We start from the raw sequence: 20099 nt of genomic DNA, 5'->3' as shown, positions 1-20099 counted from the left end.
TGTCGATCAGGGGTAGCTGACCGTTTTCGGGCGGCCCTGCGGAATGGGGATGAACTCCTGATCGTCGCCGGGGATGAGGGGGAAGCGCATCGCTTCCCAATCCTCGCGCGCTTGCATCAGCCGGTCGGGCCGTGACGACACGAAATTCCACCAGACATGGCGTGGCGAGGTGAAAGCCTCCCCGCCGCACAGCACCACCCGGCCGCCATCGACGCTCATCAGGGTGGCGGATGTGCCGGGCCGCAGGACGTAGAGCGTCTGGGGTATGAGCATCAGGCCATCGAGCATGGCGTCGCCGCCAGAGACGTAAATGGCGCGTTCGTCGGCGGACGGATCGATGGCGATGCGACCGCCGGGCGACAGCTGGATGTCGGCATAGATGGTCTGGGCATAGGTCGTGACCGGCGACGTCTCGCCCCAGAGCGATCCCATGATGACGCGGGCACGGACATGGCCATCGTCGATGACGGGCATCCCGCCTTCGCCCACATGCTCGAAGGCCGGGTCCATTTCCTCATAGCGGTCGGGCAGGGCGAGCCAGGTCTGGATCGCGGACAGCTTCGATTCCTTGATGCGATCTTCTTGGGGCGAACGCTCCGAATGGACGATGCCCTTGCCCGCGGTCATCAGGTTGACCGCCCCCGCCTCGATCAACTGTTCGGTGCCGAGCGAATCGCGGTGGAGGAAAGCGCCTTCATACATGTAGGTGACGGTGGCGAGGTTGATATGCGGGTGCGGGCGGACGTCCACGCCATGGCCCGCGCCAATCTTTGCCGGCCCCGCCTGATCGAAGAAGATGAAGGGGCCGACCATGGTGCGGCCCTTTACCGGGAGGGAGCGATGCACCCGGAAATCGCCTAGATTGTGGGTGGTGGGCGTGATCGTCTGGAGGATCAGATCATCTGCAGTCATGGGGCATCCAGTTCGGGATAATGGCGGAACACATCCTCCTGGCTGAAGGGGAGCCGCCGGTCGCTGGATAGATAGTCCTGCAATTCGGGCAAGGCCACAACCCTGTCGTGCAAGGCGTCCAGTTCGGGATAACCGGGCATCAGCGTCGCCATGCGCTGGGGAAAGGAGTAGCGCAGGCCGGCGACCAGATGGAATAGCGAAAGGTCGGCATAGCTCCAGCGCCCGCCGGCCAGCCAGTCACCGGCTTCGGATTGGAGAGCATATTCGAAATAGTCGAGAAATTTGGGGATGCGCTGGTGGCGAAAGCCATGTGCGCGGCGCAGCGATTCAGGCTTCTGATCCTCATAATAGAGATCGACGCCGATTGGATGATGGACGTCGTGCGCCTCCGCCACCAAATCCATGATGGTGAGCTGGAGTTGGGCGAGCCAATAGCGGCTCTTCATGCCGGACGGTCCACAATCATGCCGTTCAGAGAGGTAGAACAGAATGTTCGCGGTCTGGGCGACGGTGATGCCATCCATGCCGAGATAGGGCGGCGCAAAGGCCGGGCCGCGCGCATGATCCGCTATGTCGGCCATCAGCGCGTCAGCGCCGTCCTCCCGCGCGCGGTCGCGATAGGCGATGCCGCAGGCCTCCAGCGTCAGTCGGACAAATTCGCCGCGGCCCGCTATGGTAGGCCAATACCAGAAATCATAGGCCATGGGTGGATACTCCTTGCTGCGCGACGCAAGGGGAACGTCCGGCCGCAGCGTAAAGTCTCACTCCTCGCCGGGCGCACGCGCTTTGATGGCGAGGGCGTGGACCTTTTCCGCCAGCAGGTCGGCGAGCGCGGCGTTGACCAGCCGCTGGCGGGCGACGCGGGTCTGGCCGGTGAATAGAGGCGAGATGATTTCAACCGTGAAATGGCTTTCGCCCGATCCGTCATGGCCGGCATGGCCGCGATGCTTTTCGCTGTCGTCGATGACGGCGAGATGGTCGGGCGACAGGGCGGCGCGCAGCCGCGCTTCGATTTCTGTGGCAACGGGGCCTTTGAGGTCTGTGGTCATGTCCCCTATATAGGCTGCTTTGCCGCCACTTGCATCAGGACTTGCTTGTCTACCGATCCTTTCTCGACGCGCCGTTTCAACCGCTTCCATGGCCGGGTGGAAGGCGACCGCCCCTGCGCCGCGCCCGGATGCCCGGAACCGGGCGAGTTCCGCGCGCCACCCGCCGAAGGCAGCGCCCGGCCGGGCGACGAAGGACCGCGCTGGCGCTGGTTCTGCCTGGAGCATGTCAAAGCGTTCAACCAGGGCTATAATTTCTTCACCGGCATGACCCCGGACGAGATCGCCGCAGCGCAGCGCCCCTATGCCGGGTGGGAGCGGGAGACGCGTGCCTTTTCCGCCAATGCGCATAGCCCGTCGCCCAAATGGGCGGATTTCGTCGATCCGCTCGATGCGATCGGCGCGAAATTCAAGGAACGGATGGCCAAGGCGCGGGCGGATGCGCAGGTGCGGCAGGACGGCAAATTCCTGTCCGGCGAGGATCGCAAGGCGTTGTCGGTGATGGGGCTGGAGATCGACGCCGATCGCAAGGCGCTGCGCACCCGTTACACCGCGTTGCTGCGCCGCTACCATCCCGATCATAATGGCGGCGATCGCAGCCATGAAGGCGCATTGCAAAGCGTGATCGAAGCCTATGGGCATTTGAAGAAGGCGGCGGTGTTCGCTTAACTTCGCACTTTTCCCGCATGTTTCGACATTATCGTACAGTGATAGGAAATTTTACTGCGAGCATGGTGGACCGGGACAAGCGCGGGTCATGTCTATACCAGAGCTGCATGATGTAGGACAGCGCAGCCCTTGCCCCGGTCCGATCGGGCTGTCATAGCGCGCGGCCTTTCAAAAACCCCGGAGATGTTCATGCAGCAGGTGCCGCGCGCACTGGGCCTCGATTTCGGCACGACCAACAGCGTGGCTGCGCTGGCGGGCGGCGGGGAATCGCGGCTGGTGGAATTTGCCGGGAAAGAGGCCACTGGCGCGGTGTTCCGATCAGCGCTCTGCTTCTGGCATGACGAGGCGGTCAAGGGCGGCATGGCGCATGAGGCGGGGCCGTGGGCGATCGCGGAATATATGGAATATCCCGAAGACAGCCGCTTCCTGCAATCGTTCAAGTCGGTGGCGGCAAGTCCCGTGTTCGAAACCGCCAATGTGTTCGAGAAGCGATTCCGCTTCGAGGAATTGGGGCAGATGTTCCTCAACCGGATGATCGGCCATGCCGGCGGCGCGCTCGACAAGCGCCCCGAACGGATCGTCGTCGGGCGACCGGTCGAATATGCCGGATCGCGCCCAGACGAAGCGCTGGCGCGCAAGCGCTATGACGCGATGTTCGCCGGGTTCGGCACGGAAGTTCATTATGTCTATGAGCCATTGGGCGCAGCGTTCAGCTATGCCAGCCGGCTGACCGAGGCGGCGACCATCCTGGTCGCGGATTTCGGCGGCGGCACCAGCGACTTTTCGCTGGTCCGGGTCGAGGCGCCGGGCGCGGCGCGGCGTTGCGTTCCGCTGGGGTCGACCGGTATTGGGCTGGCGGGCGACCGGTTCGACTATCGCATCCTCGATCATCTGGTGCTGCCGATGCTGGGCAAGGGCGGCAGTTACCAGAGCTTCGGCAAGGAATTGGAGATACCGCGCAGCTATTTCGCCGATTTCGCCGACTGGTCGCGCCTTGCCCTGATGCGCAACCGGCGCACGATGGACGAACTGGCGCGGTTGCAGAAGACTGCGAAGGTGCCGGTGGCGATCGGGCGGATGATGACCGTGATCGAAAAGGAACTGGGCTATCCGCTCTATGATGCGGTCGGCGCACTGAAACGGGCGTTGTCCGAGAGCGAAAGCGCCACCTTCCGCTTTTCGGGCGGCGGGCTGGAGATCGAGCAACAGGTCACGCGCGTCGATTTCGAATGCTGGATCGCGCCCGATATCGCCCGAATCGAAGAGACGGTGGACAAGGCGCTGGCCAAGGCCAACGTCGCGCCTGATACCATCGACCGGGTGTTCCTGACCGGCGGATCGTCCCTCATTCCAGCGATCCGCGACATTTTCCGCCGCCGTTTCGGGCAGGATAGGCTGGCGACCGGGGGCGAACTGACCTCCATCGCTCACGGACTGGCGCTGATCGGCGAGGAAGCCAATTTGGCGGAATGGGCAGCTTGATCCGGGCGCGCCTTGCCCCCACTCTCTCGACATCGCCTTCATGGATCGTTTAGGGCGGACATGACTCGCAGGAAGATGATGACCCGATGACCGATATTTCCAACGTCCAGCCTGATACCCGCGCCGAAACGCTGCTGGATGCGCCCGACCGCGAAGTGGATGCGCGCGACGTGTTCGGCATCGACGTCGATATGAAGATCCCGGCGTTCAGCCAGGCTGACGAGCGCGTGCCCGACCTGGACCCCGCCTATGTGTTCGACCCGGACACGACGCTGGCGATTCTGGCCGGCTTTGCGTTCAACCGCCGCGTCATGGTGCAGGGCTATCATGGCACCGGCAAGTCGAGCCATATCGAACAGATCGCCGCGCGCCTGAGATGGCCGTGCATCCGCATCAACCTGGACGCGCATATCAGCCGCATCGACCTGGTCGGGCGCGACGCGATCGTGTTGCAGGACGGGCAGCAGGTGACGCAGTTCAAGGAAGGCCTGTTGCCATGGGCGTTGCAGCGCCCGGTCGCTCTGGTGTTCGACGAATATGATGCCGGTCGCCCCGACGTGATGTTCGTGATCCAGCGCGTGCTGGAGACGGATGGCAAGATGACGCTGCTGGATCAGAATCGCGTGATCCGCCCGAACCCGCATTTCCGCCTGTTCGCGACCGCCAACACGGTGGGTCTGGGCGACACGACGGGCCTGTATCATGGTACGCAGCAGATCAACCAGGGCCAGATGGACCGGTGGAATCTGGTCGTGGCCCTGAACTATCTGCCCGCCGCGACCGAGGCGCAGGTGGTCCTCGCCAAGTCCGGCGAATATGATCATGAGGGCGGCCGCAAGGAAGTCGAGAGCATGATCAAGGTCGCCGAACTGACGCGGCAGGGCTTCATCAATGGCGATATTTCGACCGTCATGTCGCCCCGTACCGTAATCAGCTGGGCGCAGAATGCGCTGATCTTCAAGAATGTCGGCTTCGCGTTCCGGTTGAGCTTCCTCAACAAATGCGACGAGGCCGAGCGGGCGCTGGTCGCGGAATATTATCAGCGCGTGTTCGGCAAGGATCTGCCGGAGAGCGTGGCGAGCCGGGCGAACTGACCGTTCGCACCGGCCATTTTGGCGGGAGTTTCCGATGATCGTCGTCGAACGGATCGACAATAGCGGCACCGCGCACCGGATCAGCATCCGGGGGCATGAGATCGTCGCGGACATGTCCGCGCCCGATGGCGATGACGCCGGGCCGGACCCCCATGACCTGTATGATGCCGCGCTGGGTGCGTGCAAGGCGATGACGATGCTGTGGTATGCGCAGCGCAACGCCATTCCTGTGGAGGGCATCCATGTCGGCGTGGTCCGCGATGCGAGCCAGGAACGCAAGGGCATCTATAAGCTGACCACCCGCATCGCGGTGACGGGGCCGTTGAGCGACGAGCAGCACGACAAGCTGATCGCGGTCGCCGCCAAATGCCCGGTCCACAAGCTGATGGCCGAGGTCGAGACACAGATCGAGACGATCGCGGTGCCTCGCGTCGGCGAGGCGGAGCGGCCATGAGCGGCGCGTCGACGATGGAACGGCGCGGATTGCCGCTGGCGAGTGCGTTCAACCTGCGCGATTTCGGCGGCTATCCGACGGTGGACGGCCGACGGGTGCGCCGCGGCATGCTGTACCGATCGGGCACGATGGCGCTGCTGACGCCAGATGACAGCGCGCAATTACAGTCGCTGGGCATCCGGGCGATATGCGATTTCCGCCGTCCCGGCGAACGCAGGTCCGAACCGACCAGTTGGCATGACGCAGACGTCGATTATTATTGCCGCGACTATAGCGGCGCGACCGGCGTGCTGATGGACCTGGTGCGTGAAGATCGAACGACCGCCGCGGATATGCGGGCAGCGATGCTGAACGTCTATCATGAGATCGCGACCGATCATGCGGAAGCCTATCGCGCTATGTTCGCGCAGATGCTGGACGGGCGGCTGCCTATCCTGATCAACTGTTCGGCCGGCAAGGACCGTACCGGCGCGGGCGCGGCGATGATCCTGGCGGCGCTTGGCGTGTCGCGCGACGTCATCGTCGAGGATTATCTGCTGACCAACAGCCATGCCGACTGGGCGTGGCGGCTGGCGCAGGGCGAGAGCCATCTGAGCAAGCTGCAACAGGCCAGGGCCGATGTGGTGGAGCCGCTGCTGATCGCCGACGCGGCCTATCTGGAGGCGTTGTTCGCGCAGTTCGATGCGATGCATGGCGGCATCGACGGCTATTTGCGCGATGTGCTGGGCGTCGATGCGGCCGCACGGGCGGCCTTGTGCGAAGCGTTGCTGGAAGCATGACCGAACGCTCTCCCCTCGACGCATTCAAGGATGTGCTGTCCGGCGCGGCGCGGGCGATGACGCGCGACGCGGAAGTGGAGGTCGGCTTCACCGCCGATACGCCCCATGCTGCGGGCAAGGCGATCAAGGTGCCGACGCCCAGTCGCGCCCTGCCCGCCGATCAGGTGGCGTTGGCACGCGGTTTCGCCGATGCGTCCGCACTCAAGCTGCGCCATCATAACGCCAAGGTTCATGCCCACTCCGCCCCCGGAGAAGCGGTCGCGCGCGCGGTGTTCGATGCGGTAGAGCAGGCGCGGGTCGAGGCGATCGGTTCGCGGTCGATGGAGGGTGTGCGCGCCAACCTCAACCATGCGCTCGACCTGCGGCTAAAATCCGACGCGATCCGCCGGGCGCGATCCGCCGACGAGGTGCCGTTATCGACCGCGCTGGCGCTCAAGGTGCGCGAGCGGCTGACGGGCCAGGCGATCCCCAAGGATGTGGCGGCTGGCGTCGCCATGGTCGATCAGTGGATTGAGGACAAGGCAGGCAGCGATCTCGACGCGCTGGGCCTGGCGATTGACGACCAGCGCGCCTTCCAGCGGCTGACCACGGCGATGCTGGAGCATCTGCAACTGATCGACGCCGATGTGCCGCCCGATACGGAAGAGCCCGAATCGCAGGAAGAGAGCGAAGAGCAGGAAGAACAGCAGGACGAAGGCGACAGCGGCCAGGACGAGTCCGGCGACAGCGACATGAACGCCGAAGCCCGCGCGGAGGACCAAGGCGGCGACACCGAAGAGGGCGACACCGACTATAGCGACGAGTTCGACGCCGACAGCGATGCAGGCGCGGACGATATGGGCGAGGAAGGCATGATGCCGGTCCGCCCCAACCGGCCGCTGTCCGACCTGCCGCCCGGTTTCGATTATAAGGCCTATACGCTGAAGTTCGACGAGGTCGTCAGCCCCGAAGAGCTGTGCGACGAGGACGAGCTGGTGCGGCTGCGCGGCTTCCTCGACCAGCAGCTGGTCAGTTTGCAGGGGGCCGTCACCAAGCTGGCCAACCGCCTGCAGCGCCGTTTGATGGCGCAGCAGTCGCGGTCGTGGGACTTCGACCAAGAAGAGGGGATGCTGGACGCGGCGCGGCTGGCGCGGATCGTGATCGATCCCACCCATTCGCTGTCCTACAAGAGCGAGCGCGATACCGAGTTTCGCGATACGGTCGTCACGCTGCTGATCGACAATAGCGGATCGATGCGCGGGCGACCGATCAGCATCGCAGCGATCAGCGCCGACATCATGGCGCGCACGCTGGAGCGGTGCGGGGTCAAGACCGAGATATTGGGCTTTACCACGCGGGCGTGGAAGGGCGGGCAGAGCCGCGAGGAATGGCTGGCCGCCGGACGGCCACCGATGCCGGGGCGGCTCAATGACCTGCGCCATATCGTCTACAAGAAGGCCGACGATCCATGGCGACGGGCGCGCAAGAATCTGGGCCTGATGATGCGCGAAGGGCTGCTGAAGGAAAATATCGACGGCGAGGCGCTGCTATGGGCGCATAGCCGGCTGATCGCGCGGCAGGAGGAACGCCGCATCCTGATGGTGATCTCCGACGGTGCGCCGGTGGACGATTCGACCCTGTCGGTGAACAGCGGCACCTATCTGGAGCGGCATTTGCGCCAGGTGATCGACTGGATCGAGAACCGTTCGCCGGTGCAACTGGTGGCGATCGGTATCGGTCATGACGTGACGCGCTATTACAAGCGCGCCGTGACGATCATGGATGCCGAGCAGCTGGGTGGGACGATGGTGGAGCAGCTGGCCGGATTGTTCGACGAGGATTGACGAAAAAAACATAGGCCTGCGAAGGCAGGAGCCCAGTCTCATGCGTTTGGACCGGGCTTCTGCCTTCGCAGGCCTATTTGTGTTTGGAGAGTTTGAATGAGCGTCGCCTTTCGTCGCGAGAGCGATGACGAGCATATGGAGCCCAAGTTCGAGTTGCCGCTGCCGCCCGGTCCCAATTGGGTGACCGCGCGGGGGCTGCGGCTGACGCGGGAGAAGGTCGAGGCACTGGAAAGCGTCGATACCGGCGGCATGGAAGAAGAGGCGGCCAAGAAACATAAGCGCGTGCTGCGCTACTGGCGCACGCGGCTGGCGACGGCGGCGTTGCAGGCGGCGGCAGATGGCGATGCGGTCGCGTTCGGGACACAGGTGACATATCGACTGAACCGGCAGGAAAAGACGGTGGCGCTGGTCGGCGACGACGAGGCCGATCCGCATGAGGGGCGGATCAGCTTCTCCTCCCCGCTCGCCCGCGCGATGATGGATGCGGAAGTCGGCGAAAAGGTGGATTTCGCCGGGAAGGTCGAGGCGGTCGAGATCGTACAGATCATGGTCGTCAGCGAGGACTAATCCCTTTCTTTGGGCATGAAAAAGCCCGCCGGTTTGCGCCGGCGGGCTTTTTGCGTTGGGTTCAAAGACTAATCAGGCGCCGCGGGCCGCTTCGAACAGGAACCAGGCGCGCTGTTCCGCCTGGTCAGTCCAGTCATCGACGATGCCTTCGGTCGCGTTGTCGCCCGCCTCGGTCGCGGCGGCCTTCACCGCGCGGAAGGTTTCGACCAGCGCCAGATTATCGTCGCGCAATTCCTTGAGCATGTCCGCCGGGGCTACGAACTCGGCGTCGTTATCCTTGACGGTCTGGTGCCGGGAAATGTCGCCGATCGAGCGCAGGGTCACGTTGCCGGTCTTGCGCACGCGCTCGGCAATCAAATCGGTCGTGCCCAGGATTTCGGTCGCCTGCTCATCGAACATCAGATGATAGTCGCGGAAATGCGGGCCCGAGACATGCCAATGGAAATTCTTGGTCTTGAGATACAGCGCATAGCTGTCCGCCAGTGCGCCGTTGAGCGCGTCGGCGACGGACTTGGTCGCATTGCTCTTGAGGTCGGTCGGGGTCTTCAGATCGGGCGCGGTCATGCACTATCCTCCAGTTCGCGAAAATGATTTCGGATATATAATGATCGCGCGCGCAGATGGTGCCATTTTTTTCCGGTAGGAATATCCGATCAGCCTGATGGACTGGATCGATCAGAGCAGACCGGTCGCTGACAGCGCCATGATCCCGCCCGCCAGCAGCAGCAGCGCGCCGCCAGTCCAGCGGATGGCCCGCAACGGCAGCATCGCCAGAATAGGATCGCGCAGCAGCACGACGGGGACCAGCGCGACGATGACGCCGATAGCGCCGCCGATCCCGGCCAGCATCGGATCAGCGGTCCGGGTGGCGATGCCCAATATCAGGAATTGCGGCCCGTCGCCAAAGCCCAGGATGAAGAGGCCGAGCGCGGTGGTCAGGAAGGCGCCGGTCGGCCAGCCGGCGAGCGGATCCGGCGCGGAGGCCGGCCAGAACAAGCCTGCGCCCAGGAAGAGGACGGACAGCGCCATGAAGAGCAGCCGAGCGTCCGCGCCGAGCATCGGTCCGATCCAGGCACCGGCAAAGGCGGAGATGAAGGCGTTGGCGACGGCCGCGACGACGATCCCGGCGATGACCGCGCCGTTACGATTATAGCGGGTGGCGAGCGCCAGGACGAGCAACTGGCCCTTGTCGCCAATTTCGCCGAGCAGGCAGCCGAGCAACGCGATTAGCAGGGCGTCCATCGGCGGCGCGAATCAGGCGCGCAGGGCGTGGATGGTGGCGGACGGCATCGCCTGAGGGATGATCGCAACGATGTCAGCCACCGGCATATCCTGTGCGATCGCATCGCGCATCAGGTCGAGGTAAGATAGCACGATCGGGCCAAGGCCATGCAGCGACAGCGCCGATTCGAGCGTGCCCGCCAGCCCTTCCACCGTATCGAGGCGGAAGGCGCGGGCGATGTGGCGAATCTGGTCGAGTTCGTCATGCAGGCGCGGCACGGATAGATGGCCGCGTTGGTTGGCCAGCCCATCGACCCGGCGCATCAGGTCCGCCAATATGGCCAGCATCGGATCATGTCGCATGGGAAAGCCCCCGTCTTATCGCCCCACAAACGATCATGCGCCCGATTGGTTAAAGGCATGTAAAGCCTGCGGACCGCGAGGCGTGATGCGATGCCCAGCCTTGACATCAACGCGAATCTGCCCCAAGGGCGACCGCTGAAACGGGGCGGTTCCCCTCCACATCCGGGGGGCCGCTCTATCTTTTTACGCAATTACGACCAGGGAATAGGGCCATGGCCAAGCCGGCAACCGTCAAGATTCGTCTCGTCAGCACGGCTGACACTGGCTTCTTCTACGTCACGAAGAAGAACCCGCGCACCAAGACCGAAAAGTTCAGCTTCCGCAAGTACGACCCGGTCGTGCGCAAGCATGTCGAGTTCAAGGAAGCCAAGATCAAGTAAGCCGCGGCGGGCATCACGCCCGCGCGTTTGATCTTTCGGTTTTCGAAACAGGAAAAGGCCCGTCCCTTCGTGGGAGCGGGCCTTTTCCTGTTTCTGTTGGCACCGCTTCAGGCAGCAAAAAGGGGAGAGCCTGGACAGGCCCTCCCCTGACCCCTCCCGCAAGCGGGAGGGGATTTGGTCCTGCTAGTTGCCGACGGGCTGGCTGTCGGTGCGGCGCACGACGATGGTCGAGGAGCGCGGCTGCTGGCCCGACACCGGCCAGTCGCCGGTGGGATGCTGGATGTTCACGAAGAAGGTCTTGAGGTCCGGCGTGTAGGCAAGGCCGGTGATCTCGCAGCCCTTCGGCCCGACCAGGAAGCGCGACGATTTCTTGGTGGCCTGGTCGATGTAGAACATCGCGTTCTGACCGAAAATCTGTTCGATCGTGCGGGCCGAATCGCCCGACGAGCCGGGCACGCTGTGGTCGGTCTGGACCCACAGGCGGCCCTTGGGGTCGATGCGGATGCCGTCGGGGCTGGAGAAGGTATCGCCGTTGATATTGCCTTCCAGCTTGTCGCCAAAGCCGGCCAGTTTCGGATCACCCGCCAGCAGGAAGATTTCCCAGCTAAACTTCATGGCGAGCGGCGAATTGCCCTCTTCCTTGAACTTGATGATATGGCCGTGGCGGTTGACAGTGCGCGGGTTGGCGGCGTCGGTGACGCGGCGGCTGCTATTGTTGGTCAGCGTCACGAAGACGGCGCTGTTGTCGGGCGCGACCGTGATCCATTCCGGACGGTCCATGACCGTGCCGCCAGCGACGCGGGCGGCCGAGATGGTGTTGATCAATACGTCCGCTTGGTTGTTGAAGTCGACCTTTACGGGGGCGGGCGGGGTCACGCTCTGGCTGACATTGCCGGGATCGGTCGCACCGACGACAAGGCCGTTCTGACCCTGCACCAGCGCACGCCATTCCCCGGTGCCATCCGCGTTGAAGCGCGCGACATAGAGGGTGCCATGGTCGAGCATGTCGCGGTTCTGGGCGCGGTTGCTGCTGCTGAAAGCCCGGTCGCAGACGAATTTGTAGATGCAGCCCGGCGTACCGTCATGGCCCATGTAGAAAGCGACGCGGCTGTTGCTGTCAGCCATATAGGCGGTGTTTTCATGGTCGAAACGGCCAAGCTCGGTGCGCTTGGTCGCAGCGTCCAGTTCCTGATAAGGGTCGATTTCGACCACCCAGCCGTAATTTTCTTCCGGCTGCGACGGATCGAGATAATTTTCGGTCGATTCCTCGCAGGTCAGATAAGTGCCCCAGGGGGTCCGGCCCGACGAGCAATTGTTCAGCGTACCCTTGATCGAGGTCGAGAGCAGGCCGGCGGCGCGGCCGCTGGCGCGGTAGATGCTGTTGCCGGTGTAGCGCTTGTTATATTTGGAGCCGGCCTTGACGCCCCACTTGCCGTCGGCGCCCTTGGCGATTTCGACGACGCCCACGCCCACCGCCGACAGGGAGACGGCGCGCTGTTCAGCCGTCGCGGTGACGGGATCGGGCTGGCCGTTGGCGAACAGGATGTTGAAGTCGGGCAGTTCGAAATTGATCGCCAGCAGGCCGCCGCCGTTCGCATCGGTCCCGGACAGTTCATAATATTCCATGCCGTCATGGTTGCCGCCTGCCCATTTTTCGGCAACGGCCGCTGTCGGGAAGCCGCCCGAATAGGGCGTGCCGGCTTCGACCGAATCGCCAGCCTTCAGCAGGACGTCGACAGTGTAGCCGTTGGGTACGGTCACGGTGTCGTTCATGTTGGCGGCGACGGGCGCGAAGCTGATGCTGTAGCTGGGCGCCGGGGTCGGCGTGGGGGTCGGCGTAGGGGTGGGCGTGCTGGAATCATCATCGTCGTCGCCACAGGCGGCCAGCGTGCCCAGCATAGGCAGGATCGACAGGCCGAGCAGGCCGTTCTTCAGCACGGAGCGGCGGCCCGGATTGGCCGCGACGATCGCTTCAAGGCTGTTTGCGCCCATATCGATGGTGGGCTGCGCGGCACGAGAGGCCGCGCGCGCCTCGTCGGTCAGATGAGACATGGATATCTACCCCTGGTTTGTTGCAGGGCTGTCAGCGGGACGCCGCAGCCTTGGGCCAGCGGGTTGGCAGAGGGGGATGACGGCAGGACTTCGAAACGAAGTCACGGCCATGAAAGACATATGACAGCCCGGTGACGAAGCTGTCGGAAGCGTTACAGCAGGGCGTTCACCTGCTCGACGAAACGCAGCACGGATATCGGTTTGGAGACGTAGGCTTGGGCGCCGGCGGCGCGAATCCGGTCCTCGTCGCCATGCCCGGCATAGGCGGTGACCGCCATGATCGGGACGGCGGACAGCCGGTCGTCCGCCTTCAGCGAGACGATGAGGTCGAGGCCGCTGACATGGGGCAGATGGATGTCGGTGATGACGAGGTCGGGCAGGAAGCCCTGCGCCTGGGCCAGCACGTCGCGTCCGTCACGCAACGGCAGCACCTCATGCCCGTGCGCGCGCAGCAGGTCGCAAAAAAGTTTGAGATTAAGTTCGTTGTCCTCGACAACGAGCACGCGCTTTGCCACCAGTCACCCGCGGTCCGAAAATGAATTTGGAGCGCGCCTTATGGCGGCCCCCACCCCGAGAACCAACCATGCGACCCGACACCGACAATGGCAAGCAGGATAGCGGCACGGATGCAGCAACCTTGGCGCTGATGGCGCTGGGATGGACGCTGAGCGACGTGGGGCGGGCCGAGCGGCTGCTTTCGCTGACCGGGCTGGATGCCGATGCGCTGCGCGCGGGGGTCGACAATCCCGCGATATTGGGCGCGGTGCTGGCTTTCCTGGCCGATCATGAGCCGGACCTGATCGCCTGCGCCGATGCGATCGACACCACGCCTGCCGCGCTGATCGCGGCGCAGGAGAGATTGAGCCGATGACCCGCCCGCTGATCATCACCGATTGCGACGAGGTGCTGCTGCACATGATCGTGCCGTTCCGCCACTGGCTGGACGAGACGCATGACGTGCATTTCGACATGCAGGAGCGCGGCTTTGGCGAAGCGCTGCGCCACAAGGATAGCGGCGCAGTGGTCGAACGGGCGTTGGTGTGGGAATTGCTGCTGGGCTTTTTCGAGACGGAAATGCACCGGCAGACGCCGATCGCCGGCGCGATCGAGACGATCCAGCGGCTGTCGCGCATCGCCGACATCGTCGTGCTGACCAACATCACGCAGCGGCACCAGCAGCCGCGGGCCGAACAACTGGCGTCCCACGGCCTGACCCTGCCGGTCCACTGGAACCAGGGCGGCAAGGGGCCGCCGCTGGCCGACATCGTGGCGGAACGCCAGCCCAGCGTCGCCCTGTTCATCGACGATCTGGCCGAACATCATAAGTCGGTAGCGGATCATGCCCCCGGCGTATGGCGACTGCACATGGTCGGCGAGCCGGAAATCGCCGGACATGTGGCCGACGCCACCCATGCCCATGCGCGGATTGACGATTGGGCGGCGGCCGAACAATGGATCAGGGAGAAGCTGGCGGAAGGGCCAGCGCCGACCGACACAGACACCATCCAAGGAGCACCCCTATGAGCATCGAAGCCCGCCTGACCGAACTGGGCATCACCCTGCCCCAGGCCGCCGCCCCCGTCGCCGCCTATGTCGCCGCGGTCGAGGCCAACGGCCTGCTGCATATTTCCGGCCAGATCGCCCTCGCGCCCGACGGCCTGATGACCGGCCGGCTGGGCGAGGACCGCGACCTGGACTATGGCGTCGCCGCCGCGCGGGTGTGCGGCCTCAACCTCATCGCCCAGATGAAGGCGGCGCTGGGATCGCTCGACCGGGTCGAGCGGATCGTGAAGCTGGGCGCATTCATCGCCAGCGCGCCAACCTTCACCGACCAGCCCAAGGTGGCCAATGGCGCGTCCGAACTGATGGTCGAAGTGTTCGGCGAAGCGGGCAAACATGCGCGCAGCGCCGTCGGCGTGCCGGTGCTGCCGCTGGGCGCGGTGGTCGAAATCGATGCGATCGTGCTTGTCAAAGCGCAGGCCTGATTTTCCGACCGATCGCCCCTTCGCCCATCGTGGATGGCACGGCGGTGGATTGCACGGGGGCGGGGTGAGCGAGAATGGGATGGCGGCGTTCGATGCCGCCATCACCGTAGGCTATGGCATCGAATGCGATGTCCGGGCGAGCCGCGACGGCGTCGCCTTCGTCTTTCACGATGCGACATTGATGCGGATGGCGGGGCGGCAAGAGGCGGTCGCGGCGCTGGACGCCGTGGCGCTCGACCGCCTCACCCTTCCCGATAGCGGGGCGATCCCGCGTCTGTCGGCGCTGCTGGCGCGATGCGGTGGTCGGGTGCCGTTGCTGGTCGAGATCAAGGCGGAGGGGCGGCATGTTCGAGCCGTCTGCGCAGCGGTGGCCCGCGACCTGGCCGCATGGCCCGATGCGCCGGTGGCGGTCATGTCCTTCAACCCATGGGCGATACGCTGGTTCGTGCAACAACGAGTTGGACAACTGTACGGCCTTGTCGTGACGCAGCAGGGCAAGGGGCGGATTCGCGGAGGGATCGAACGCGCCCTTGCGCTTTGGCTGTCGAAACCCGATTTCCTGGCCTGTGATATACGCGACCTGCCCTCCCGCCTGTCCAGCCGCGCCCGCGCCAGGGGGCTGCCCGTGCTGACATGGACCGTGCGCAGCGCCGCCGATCGCGCGCGGGCGTCGAGCCATGCCGATCAGATCATTTTCGAGCATTCCCATGGCTGAGGTCGTGGCGCGGATCGCATCGGGGGTGGCGGATTTCGATCGGGACCAATGGGATGCGTGCGCCGGCAATACTAACCCTTTCATAAGTTGGGATTTTCTGGTCGCGTTGGAGCGATCGGGCAGCGTCGGCGAGGGGACCGGCTGGCAGCCTTTGCCGATCGTGGTGGATGGGCCGGACGGCCGCATTGCGGCAGCCGCACCCGCTTATGGCAAAAGCCACAGCCAAGGCGAATATGTGTTCGACCATAGCTGGGCCGATGCCTGGGAGCGGGCGGGCGGGCGTTACTATCCCAAGATCCAGATCGCCGCGCCCTTCTCCCCTGTTCCCGGCCCTCGCCTGCTGCTGCGCGACGAGAATATGGCTCCCGCACTGATTGCGGGAATCGAGACGCTGGTGGGCCGCAACGGCCTGTCGTCGGCCCACGCCACCTTCATCGCGCCCGAACAGGTGCCGCTGTTCGAGGCGGCGGGCTGGCTGATCCGGGAGGACAGCCAGTTCCACTGGACCAATCGCGGCTATGGCGGCTTTGCTGATTTCCTGGCCGACCTGTCGAGCGAGAAGCGCAAGAATATCCGCAAGGAACGGGCGCGCGCGGTCGAGGGGCTGGAGATCGTCCACCTGACCGGCGGCGACCTGACCGAGGCGCATTGGGATATTGTCTGGGAATTTTATCAGGATACCGGCGCGCGCAAATGGGGACAGCCCTATCTGACCCGCACCTTCTTTTCGATCCTGGGCGAGACGATGGGGTCACAAGTGCTGCTGATCCTGGCGCTACGCGACGGGCGGCCGATCGCGGGCGCGCTCAACCTGATCGGCGCGGATACACTGTACGGGCGCTATTGGGGCTGCGTCGAGGACATCCCCAACCTGCATTTCGAGCTATGCTATTATCAGGCGATCGACGCGGCGATCGCGCGCGGGCTTCATAAGGTGGAGGCAGGTGCGCAGGGCGGGCACAAGCTGGCGCGGGGCTATGCGCCCGAACCGACCTTTTCCGCCCATTATATCCCCAATCCGGGTTTCCGCCGGGCTATTGCCGACTTCCTGATCGCCGAACGCGCGGGCGTGCAGCAGGATCGGATGTGGCTGGCCGAACGGACCCCGTTCCGCAAGGAAAGCGGATCAGGCGGCGCGTAGCTGACTTGCGGCGATGACGGCGCGGGCCTGGCGCTGCGCTTCGGCGATTTCGCGCGCGGTCATTTCCTCGGCGATTTCGGCGCGCATCGACTGGCCCTGCTCGCTGCCGCGCAGCGCCGCCAGGTTGAACCATTTATGGGCTTCGACCAGATCGATCGACAGGCCGCCGGTGCCGCAGCTATAGGCCACGCCCAGGTCGAAACAGTCTTCCGCCGATCCATAAGCCGCCCGCGAAAGGCGGGCTTCCATTAGAAATTCTGCGCTCTTGATGCTGTTGCCCATGTGATTTCCCCTGTTCCCAATCTAACGCAATGGATCTGGACCCCCTTTTCCACGAAGAGCAGGTTTGACCGGGAAGCGATAAGAAATGGTTAACGTGATTTTCGCCATATTGGCGCGGTCATAAGGTAATCGGGGCGCAACCAGGGTTAACGCTTCGCCGAACTTCTTGGCATCAGTAGCGGATTGGGACTGGCATCGTCGGACCATTGCCCGCATAGCCCCGGCATGAGTCCAGTCCCCCCTGCTTCGCCCGCCCCAGCGCGCAAGGACATTCAGTTCCGCGAATTCGTGCTGCTATGCGCCTGCCTGATGGCGATGAACGCGCTGTCGATCGACCCGATGTTGCCGGCGTTGCCGGAAATCGGCCGCGACCTGGCCATCCCGCATCCCAATGACCGGCAATTAATCATCAGCATCTATTTTCTGGGGCTGGGCTTCGGGTCTTTGCTGTTCGGTGTCCTGTCGGACCGCTATGGGCGCAAGAGGGTGCTGGGCTGGGCAATGGCGCTGTTCATCGTCTCGTCGGTCGCCTGCGCCAGTGCGCAGAGCTTCACCATGATGCTGGTGGGCCGGGCCTGCGCCGGATTCTTCGCCGGGGCGAGCCGGGTGATCACGGTGGGCATCGTGCGCGACCGGTTCAAGGGCGATGCGATGGCGCGGGTGATGTCGCTGATCTTCGCGGTGTTCATGCTGATCCCGGTGATGGCGCCCAGTTTCGGCCAGGCGATATTATGGATCGCGCCGTGGCGCTGGATCTTCTGGGCGCTGGTGATCCTGGCCAGCATGGTGCTGATCTGGATGACGGTGCGCCTGCCCGAAACGCTCCACCCGGACAACCGGATGCGGATTACGGTGCGATCGCTGATGCAGACGGTGGGCGTGGTGATGCGCACGCGCAGTTCGATCGGCTATATGCTGGCGAGCGGCGTGGTGATGGGCGGCCTGATCGGCTTCATCCTGTCGGTCCAGCAGATCTTCTTCGACGTGTTCGAGGCAGAGCATATCTTTCCTATCGCCTTTGCCGCGATCGCCGGGTGCATGGGCATAGGCAGCCTGATCAACAGCCGGTTGGTGCAGCGATTCGGCGCGCGGCGGATGAGCCAGAGCGCGCTGATCGCCTTCATCCTGATCGCCGCGGTGCATCTGGCGGTGATCCTGGCGGGCCTGGAGACGCTGACCACCTTCATGGTGCTGCAGGCCATGACGATGATGACCGTCGCCTTCACCGCGTCCAATTTCAGCGCGATTTCGATGGAGCCATTCCACAAGGGGGCCGGCGTAGCCTCCTCCTTCCAGGCGTTCCTGACGACGGCGCTGTCGAGCGCCCTGGGCAGCATCGTTGGCCGCGCCTTTAACGGCACCACCCTGCCCTTCACCACCGGTCTGCTGGTGTTCGGCATCGGATCGTTCCTGATCGTGATCTGGGCCGAACGCGGCAAGCTGTTCACCCGGCCCCATCATGGCGCGATGCGTGAAGCGGAGATTGACTTCCACTGAAGCAAGCTGAAGCGGATAGGAAAAAGGGGCGGTTTCCCGCCCCTTTTTTGTGTCGCGATCAGGCGTCCTGGCCGCCCGGCGTATGCGCGCCGGGCATCGGGGGCACCGGCTGGGGCGGGATGCCGGCATCATCCTCCGGCACGTCCACCACGCCGCGGCCGACATGGCTGCGGCTGCGGCTGTAGCCGAAATAGACCAAGAGGCCGATGGTCGCCCAGCCGACGAACATCAGCTTGGTTTCAATGCCCAGGCTCCAGAAAAGGTAGAGGCAACCCAGGATCGCAATCGGTGCGGTCACCATGATCGCGGGGGTGCGGAACGGGCGGGCGCGGTTTGGATCGGTCTTGCGCAGCTGCATTACCGCGATCGATACGGCGGCGAAGGCGAACAGCGTGCCGGAGTTGGAGATGTCCGCCAGGATACCGACCGGGAAGAAGGCGGCGAAGAGCGCGACGAAGATACCGGTCAGGATGGTGATGACATAGGGCGTCCGGTAGGTCGGATGCACCTTCGAGAAGACAGCCGGCAGCAGACCGTCGCGGCTCATGACGAAGAAGATGCGGGTCTGGCCGAACATCATCATCAGGATGACCGAAGGCAGCGCCAGGCCGGCGGCAAGGCCAAGCAGGTTGCCGATCTGGGGCCAGCCGATTTCACGCAGGGTCCAGGCCAGCGCTTCCTTCGAGCAGGTGACCGCTTCGGTGCCGGCCGCGGCGAGCGCGGCGCATTGCTGTGACAGGGCGGTCGAACCGGGGGCCAGAATTTCGCCGGCCGGACCCGCAACGGGCTGCGCGCCGACGGTGCCGATGACGCCGGCGGCGACCAGCATGTAGAAGATGGTGCAAATGCCGAGCGAGCCGATCAGGCCGATCGGCATGTTGCGCTGCGGATTCTTGGTTTCTTCAGCAGCGGTCGAGACGGCGTCGAAGCCTACATAGGCGAAGAAGATGGAGGCGGCGGCCGCCGAAATGCCGGAAAAGCCGAGCGGGGCGAAGGGGGTGAAATTATCCATGTTGATGACCGGAAGGGCGAGGACGATGAACATCGTCAATGCCGCGACCTTGATCAGCACCAGCACCGCGTTGACGCTGGCGCTTTCCTTCGTGCCGATGACCAGCAGCCAGGTGACAAGGCCCGCAATCAGCATCGCGGGCAGGTTCACCATGCCGCCGTCGAACGGCCCGCGCGTCAGGAGATCAGGAATATCGAGATGGAATGTATGTTCGATCAAGCCCACGACGTAGCCGGACCAGCCTACCGATACCGCGCCGGCCGCGACCGCATATTCCAGAATCAGCGCCCAGCCGACCATCCAGGCGATAAGTTCGCCCATGACCGCATAGCTGTAGGTGTAGGCCGAACCCGATACCGGGACCATGGCGGCCATTTCAGCGTAGCAGAGCGCGGCCACGGCGCAAACGAAGCCGGCGATGACGAAGGAGAGCATCATGCCCGGACCCGCCTTTTGCGCGGCCTCCGCCGTCAGGACGAAGATGCCGGTGCCGATGACGGCGCCGATACCCAACATGGTCAGCTGGAACGCGCCCAGCGACCGGTGCAGCGATTTCTTCTCGGCCGTCGCCAATATGGCGTCGAGAGACTTAACGCGCCCGAAAATCATGGATGATGCCCTTTAC

24 protein-coding genes are annotated in these 20099 nt (G+C 64.2%); 14 read left to right on the top strand and 10 right to left on the bottom strand.

Annotation, left to right across the window (positions count from 1 at the left end):
* Positions 1-6 precede the first annotated feature (6 nt).
* Genes HHL08_RS10865 through HHL08_RS10855 form a run of 3 tightly spaced genes read right to left on the bottom strand, consistent with a single transcriptional unit; the run spans position 7 to position 1961 of the window.
* Positions 7-912 carry a pirin family protein gene (locus HHL08_RS10865; protein ID WP_169573087.1) on the bottom strand — a complete coding sequence of 302 codons (906 nt, stop codon included), beginning with the start codon at positions 910-912 and terminating at the stop codon, positions 7-9.
* Positions 909-1616, bottom strand: coding sequence for a glutathione S-transferase (locus tag HHL08_RS10860; RefSeq protein ID WP_169573085.1), 708 nt, complete (start codon positions 1614-1616; stop codon positions 909-911). Before HHL08_RS10860 ends, HHL08_RS10865 begins: the two co-directional genes overlap by 4 nt.
* A 57-nt stretch (positions 1617-1673) precedes the next feature.
* Positions 1674-1961 carry a BolA family protein gene (locus HHL08_RS10855; protein WP_169573083.1) on the bottom strand — a complete coding sequence of 96 codons (288 nt, stop codon included), beginning with the start codon at positions 1959-1961 and terminating at the stop codon, positions 1674-1676.
* Positions 1962-2006: 45 nt separating this feature from the next.
* On the opposite strand from HHL08_RS10855, the gene HHL08_RS10850 reads away from it, so the two are divergent.
* From HHL08_RS10850 to HHL08_RS10820, 7 genes are all read left to right on the top strand, one after another.
* Entirely contained in the window at positions 2007-2627 is a 621-nt protein-coding gene (locus tag HHL08_RS10850) for a J domain-containing protein (protein WP_169573081.1), read from the top strand.
* Positions 2628-2816: 189 nt separating this feature from the next.
* Positions 2817-4109: an Hsp70 family protein gene (locus HHL08_RS10845; RefSeq protein ID WP_169573079.1), complete on the top strand. Its 1293-nt coding sequence runs from the start codon at positions 2817-2819 to the stop codon at positions 4107-4109.
* An 86-nt stretch (positions 4110-4195) separates the two neighbouring features.
* Positions 4196-5203, top strand: a complete 1008-nt coding sequence (cobS, locus tag HHL08_RS10840) for a cobaltochelatase subunit CobS (RefSeq protein ID WP_169573077.1) — start codon at positions 4196-4198, stop codon at positions 5201-5203.
* Between the two features lie 34 nt (positions 5204-5237).
* On the top strand, positions 5238-5657 hold the full coding sequence (locus HHL08_RS10835; RefSeq protein WP_169573075.1) for an OsmC family protein: 420 nt from the start codon (positions 5238-5240) through the stop codon (positions 5655-5657).
* Positions 5654-6436 carry a tyrosine-protein phosphatase gene (locus HHL08_RS10830; RefSeq protein WP_169573073.1) on the top strand — a complete coding sequence of 261 codons (783 nt, stop codon included), beginning with the start codon at positions 5654-5656 and terminating at the stop codon, positions 6434-6436. Before HHL08_RS10835 ends, HHL08_RS10830 begins: the two co-directional genes overlap by 4 nt.
* The gene (gene cobT / locus HHL08_RS10825) at positions 6433-8259 is read left to right on the top strand and encodes a cobaltochelatase subunit CobT (RefSeq protein ID WP_169573071.1); all 1827 of its coding nucleotides are present in this window, start codon (positions 6433-6435) and stop codon (positions 8257-8259) included. Before HHL08_RS10830 ends, cobT begins: the two co-directional genes overlap by 4 nt.
* Positions 8260-8355: 96 nt before the next feature.
* Positions 8356-8826 (top strand): GreA/GreB family elongation factor, encoded by a 471-nt coding sequence (locus tag HHL08_RS10820; protein ID WP_169573069.1) that lies wholly within the window; start codon positions 8356-8358, stop codon positions 8824-8826.
* A 72-nt stretch (positions 8827-8898) separates the two neighbouring features.
* Here the strand turns inward: HHL08_RS10820 and HHL08_RS10815 are convergent, their stop codons facing one another.
* The 3 genes from HHL08_RS10815 to HHL08_RS10805 all read right to left on the bottom strand — a co-directional run bounded on the left by HHL08_RS10815 (position 8899) and on the right by HHL08_RS10805 (position 10410).
* Positions 8899-9390, bottom strand: a complete 492-nt coding sequence (locus tag HHL08_RS10815; protein WP_169573067.1) for a Dps family protein — start codon at positions 9388-9390, stop codon at positions 8899-8901.
* A gap of 111 nt (positions 9391-9501) precedes the next feature.
* Positions 9502-10068 carry a TMEM165/GDT1 family protein gene (locus HHL08_RS10810; protein WP_169573065.1) on the bottom strand — a complete coding sequence of 189 codons (567 nt, stop codon included), beginning with the start codon at positions 10066-10068 and terminating at the stop codon, positions 9502-9504.
* A 12-nt stretch (positions 10069-10080) separates the two neighbouring features.
* Positions 10081-10410, bottom strand: a complete 330-nt coding sequence (locus HHL08_RS10805) for a hypothetical protein (protein ID WP_169573063.1) — start codon at positions 10408-10410, stop codon at positions 10081-10083.
* A 212-nt stretch (positions 10411-10622) separates the two neighbouring features.
* On the opposite strand from HHL08_RS10805, the gene rpmG reads away from it, so the two are divergent.
* A complete protein-coding gene (gene rpmG / locus HHL08_RS10800) occupies positions 10623-10790 on the top strand; it encodes a 50S ribosomal protein L33 (RefSeq protein ID WP_066599119.1) in 168 nt (55 codons plus the stop codon).
* Positions 10791-10973: 183 nt separating this feature from the next.
* On the opposite strand, the gene HHL08_RS10795 is transcribed toward rpmG, so the two are convergent.
* The gene (locus HHL08_RS10795; protein WP_169573062.1) at positions 10974-12842 is read right to left on the bottom strand and encodes a PhoX family protein; all 1869 of its coding nucleotides are present in this window, start codon (positions 12840-12842) and stop codon (positions 10974-10976) included.
* A 152-nt stretch (positions 12843-12994) separates the two neighbouring features.
* Positions 12995-13357, bottom strand: coding sequence for a response regulator (locus HHL08_RS10790; RefSeq protein ID WP_328804642.1), 363 nt, complete (start codon positions 13355-13357; stop codon positions 12995-12997).
* Between the two features lie 68 nt (positions 13358-13425).
* On the opposite strand from HHL08_RS10790, the gene HHL08_RS10785 reads away from it, so the two are divergent.
* From HHL08_RS10785 to HHL08_RS10765, 5 genes are read left to right on the top strand one after another with little or no spacing between them, the layout of a single operon-like run.
* Positions 13426-13713: a DUF3572 domain-containing protein gene (locus HHL08_RS10785; protein ID WP_169573060.1), complete on the top strand. Its 288-nt coding sequence runs from the start codon at positions 13426-13428 to the stop codon at positions 13711-13713.
* Positions 13710-14366 carry an HAD family hydrolase gene (locus HHL08_RS10780; protein WP_169573058.1) on the top strand — a complete coding sequence of 219 codons (657 nt, stop codon included), beginning with the start codon at positions 13710-13712 and terminating at the stop codon, positions 14364-14366. The genes HHL08_RS10785 and HHL08_RS10780 overlap by 4 nt, the downstream gene beginning before the upstream one ends.
* Positions 14363-14827 carry a RidA family protein gene (locus HHL08_RS10775; RefSeq protein ID WP_169573056.1) on the top strand — a complete coding sequence of 155 codons (465 nt, stop codon included), beginning with the start codon at positions 14363-14365 and terminating at the stop codon, positions 14825-14827. Before HHL08_RS10780 ends, HHL08_RS10775 begins: the two co-directional genes overlap by 4 nt.
* Complete coding sequence (locus tag HHL08_RS10770; protein ID WP_169573054.1) at positions 14796-15542, top strand: glycerophosphodiester phosphodiesterase family protein; 747 nt, start codon at positions 14796-14798, stop codon at positions 15540-15542. The genes HHL08_RS10775 and HHL08_RS10770 overlap by 32 nt, the downstream gene beginning before the upstream one ends.
* A complete protein-coding gene (locus HHL08_RS10765) occupies positions 15535-16683 on the top strand; it encodes a GNAT family N-acetyltransferase (RefSeq protein WP_169573052.1) in 1149 nt (382 codons plus the stop codon). Before HHL08_RS10770 ends, HHL08_RS10765 begins: the two co-directional genes overlap by 8 nt.
* On the opposite strand, the gene HHL08_RS10760 is transcribed toward HHL08_RS10765, so the two are convergent.
* Complete coding sequence (locus HHL08_RS10760) at positions 16669-16965, bottom strand: hypothetical protein (RefSeq protein WP_169573050.1); 297 nt, start codon at positions 16963-16965, stop codon at positions 16669-16671. The two genes, HHL08_RS10765 and HHL08_RS10760, sit on opposite strands and share 15 nt — an antisense overlap.
* A gap of 225 nt (positions 16966-17190) precedes the next feature.
* Between HHL08_RS10760 and HHL08_RS10755 the strand changes: the two genes are divergently transcribed.
* The gene (locus tag HHL08_RS10755; protein ID WP_169573048.1) at positions 17191-18462 is read left to right on the top strand and encodes a multidrug effflux MFS transporter; all 1272 of its coding nucleotides are present in this window, start codon (positions 17191-17193) and stop codon (positions 18460-18462) included.
* Positions 18463-18520: 58 nt separating this feature from the next.
* Here HHL08_RS10755 and HHL08_RS10750 read toward each other — a convergent pair whose 3' ends face one another.
* Positions 18521-20083 (bottom strand): amino acid permease, encoded by a 1563-nt coding sequence (locus HHL08_RS10750; RefSeq protein ID WP_169573046.1) that lies wholly within the window; start codon positions 20081-20083, stop codon positions 18521-18523.
* Between the last annotated feature and the right edge of the window lie 16 nt (positions 20084-20099).

This window comes from Sphingobium psychrophilum (genome assembly GCF_012927105.1).
GTDB classification, from domain to species: Bacteria; Pseudomonadota; Alphaproteobacteria; order Sphingomonadales; family Sphingomonadaceae; genus Sphingobium; species Sphingobium psychrophilum.
The sequence above is the reverse complement of the archived record's forward strand: the minus strand, read 5'-3'. Positions and strand labels throughout refer to the sequence as shown.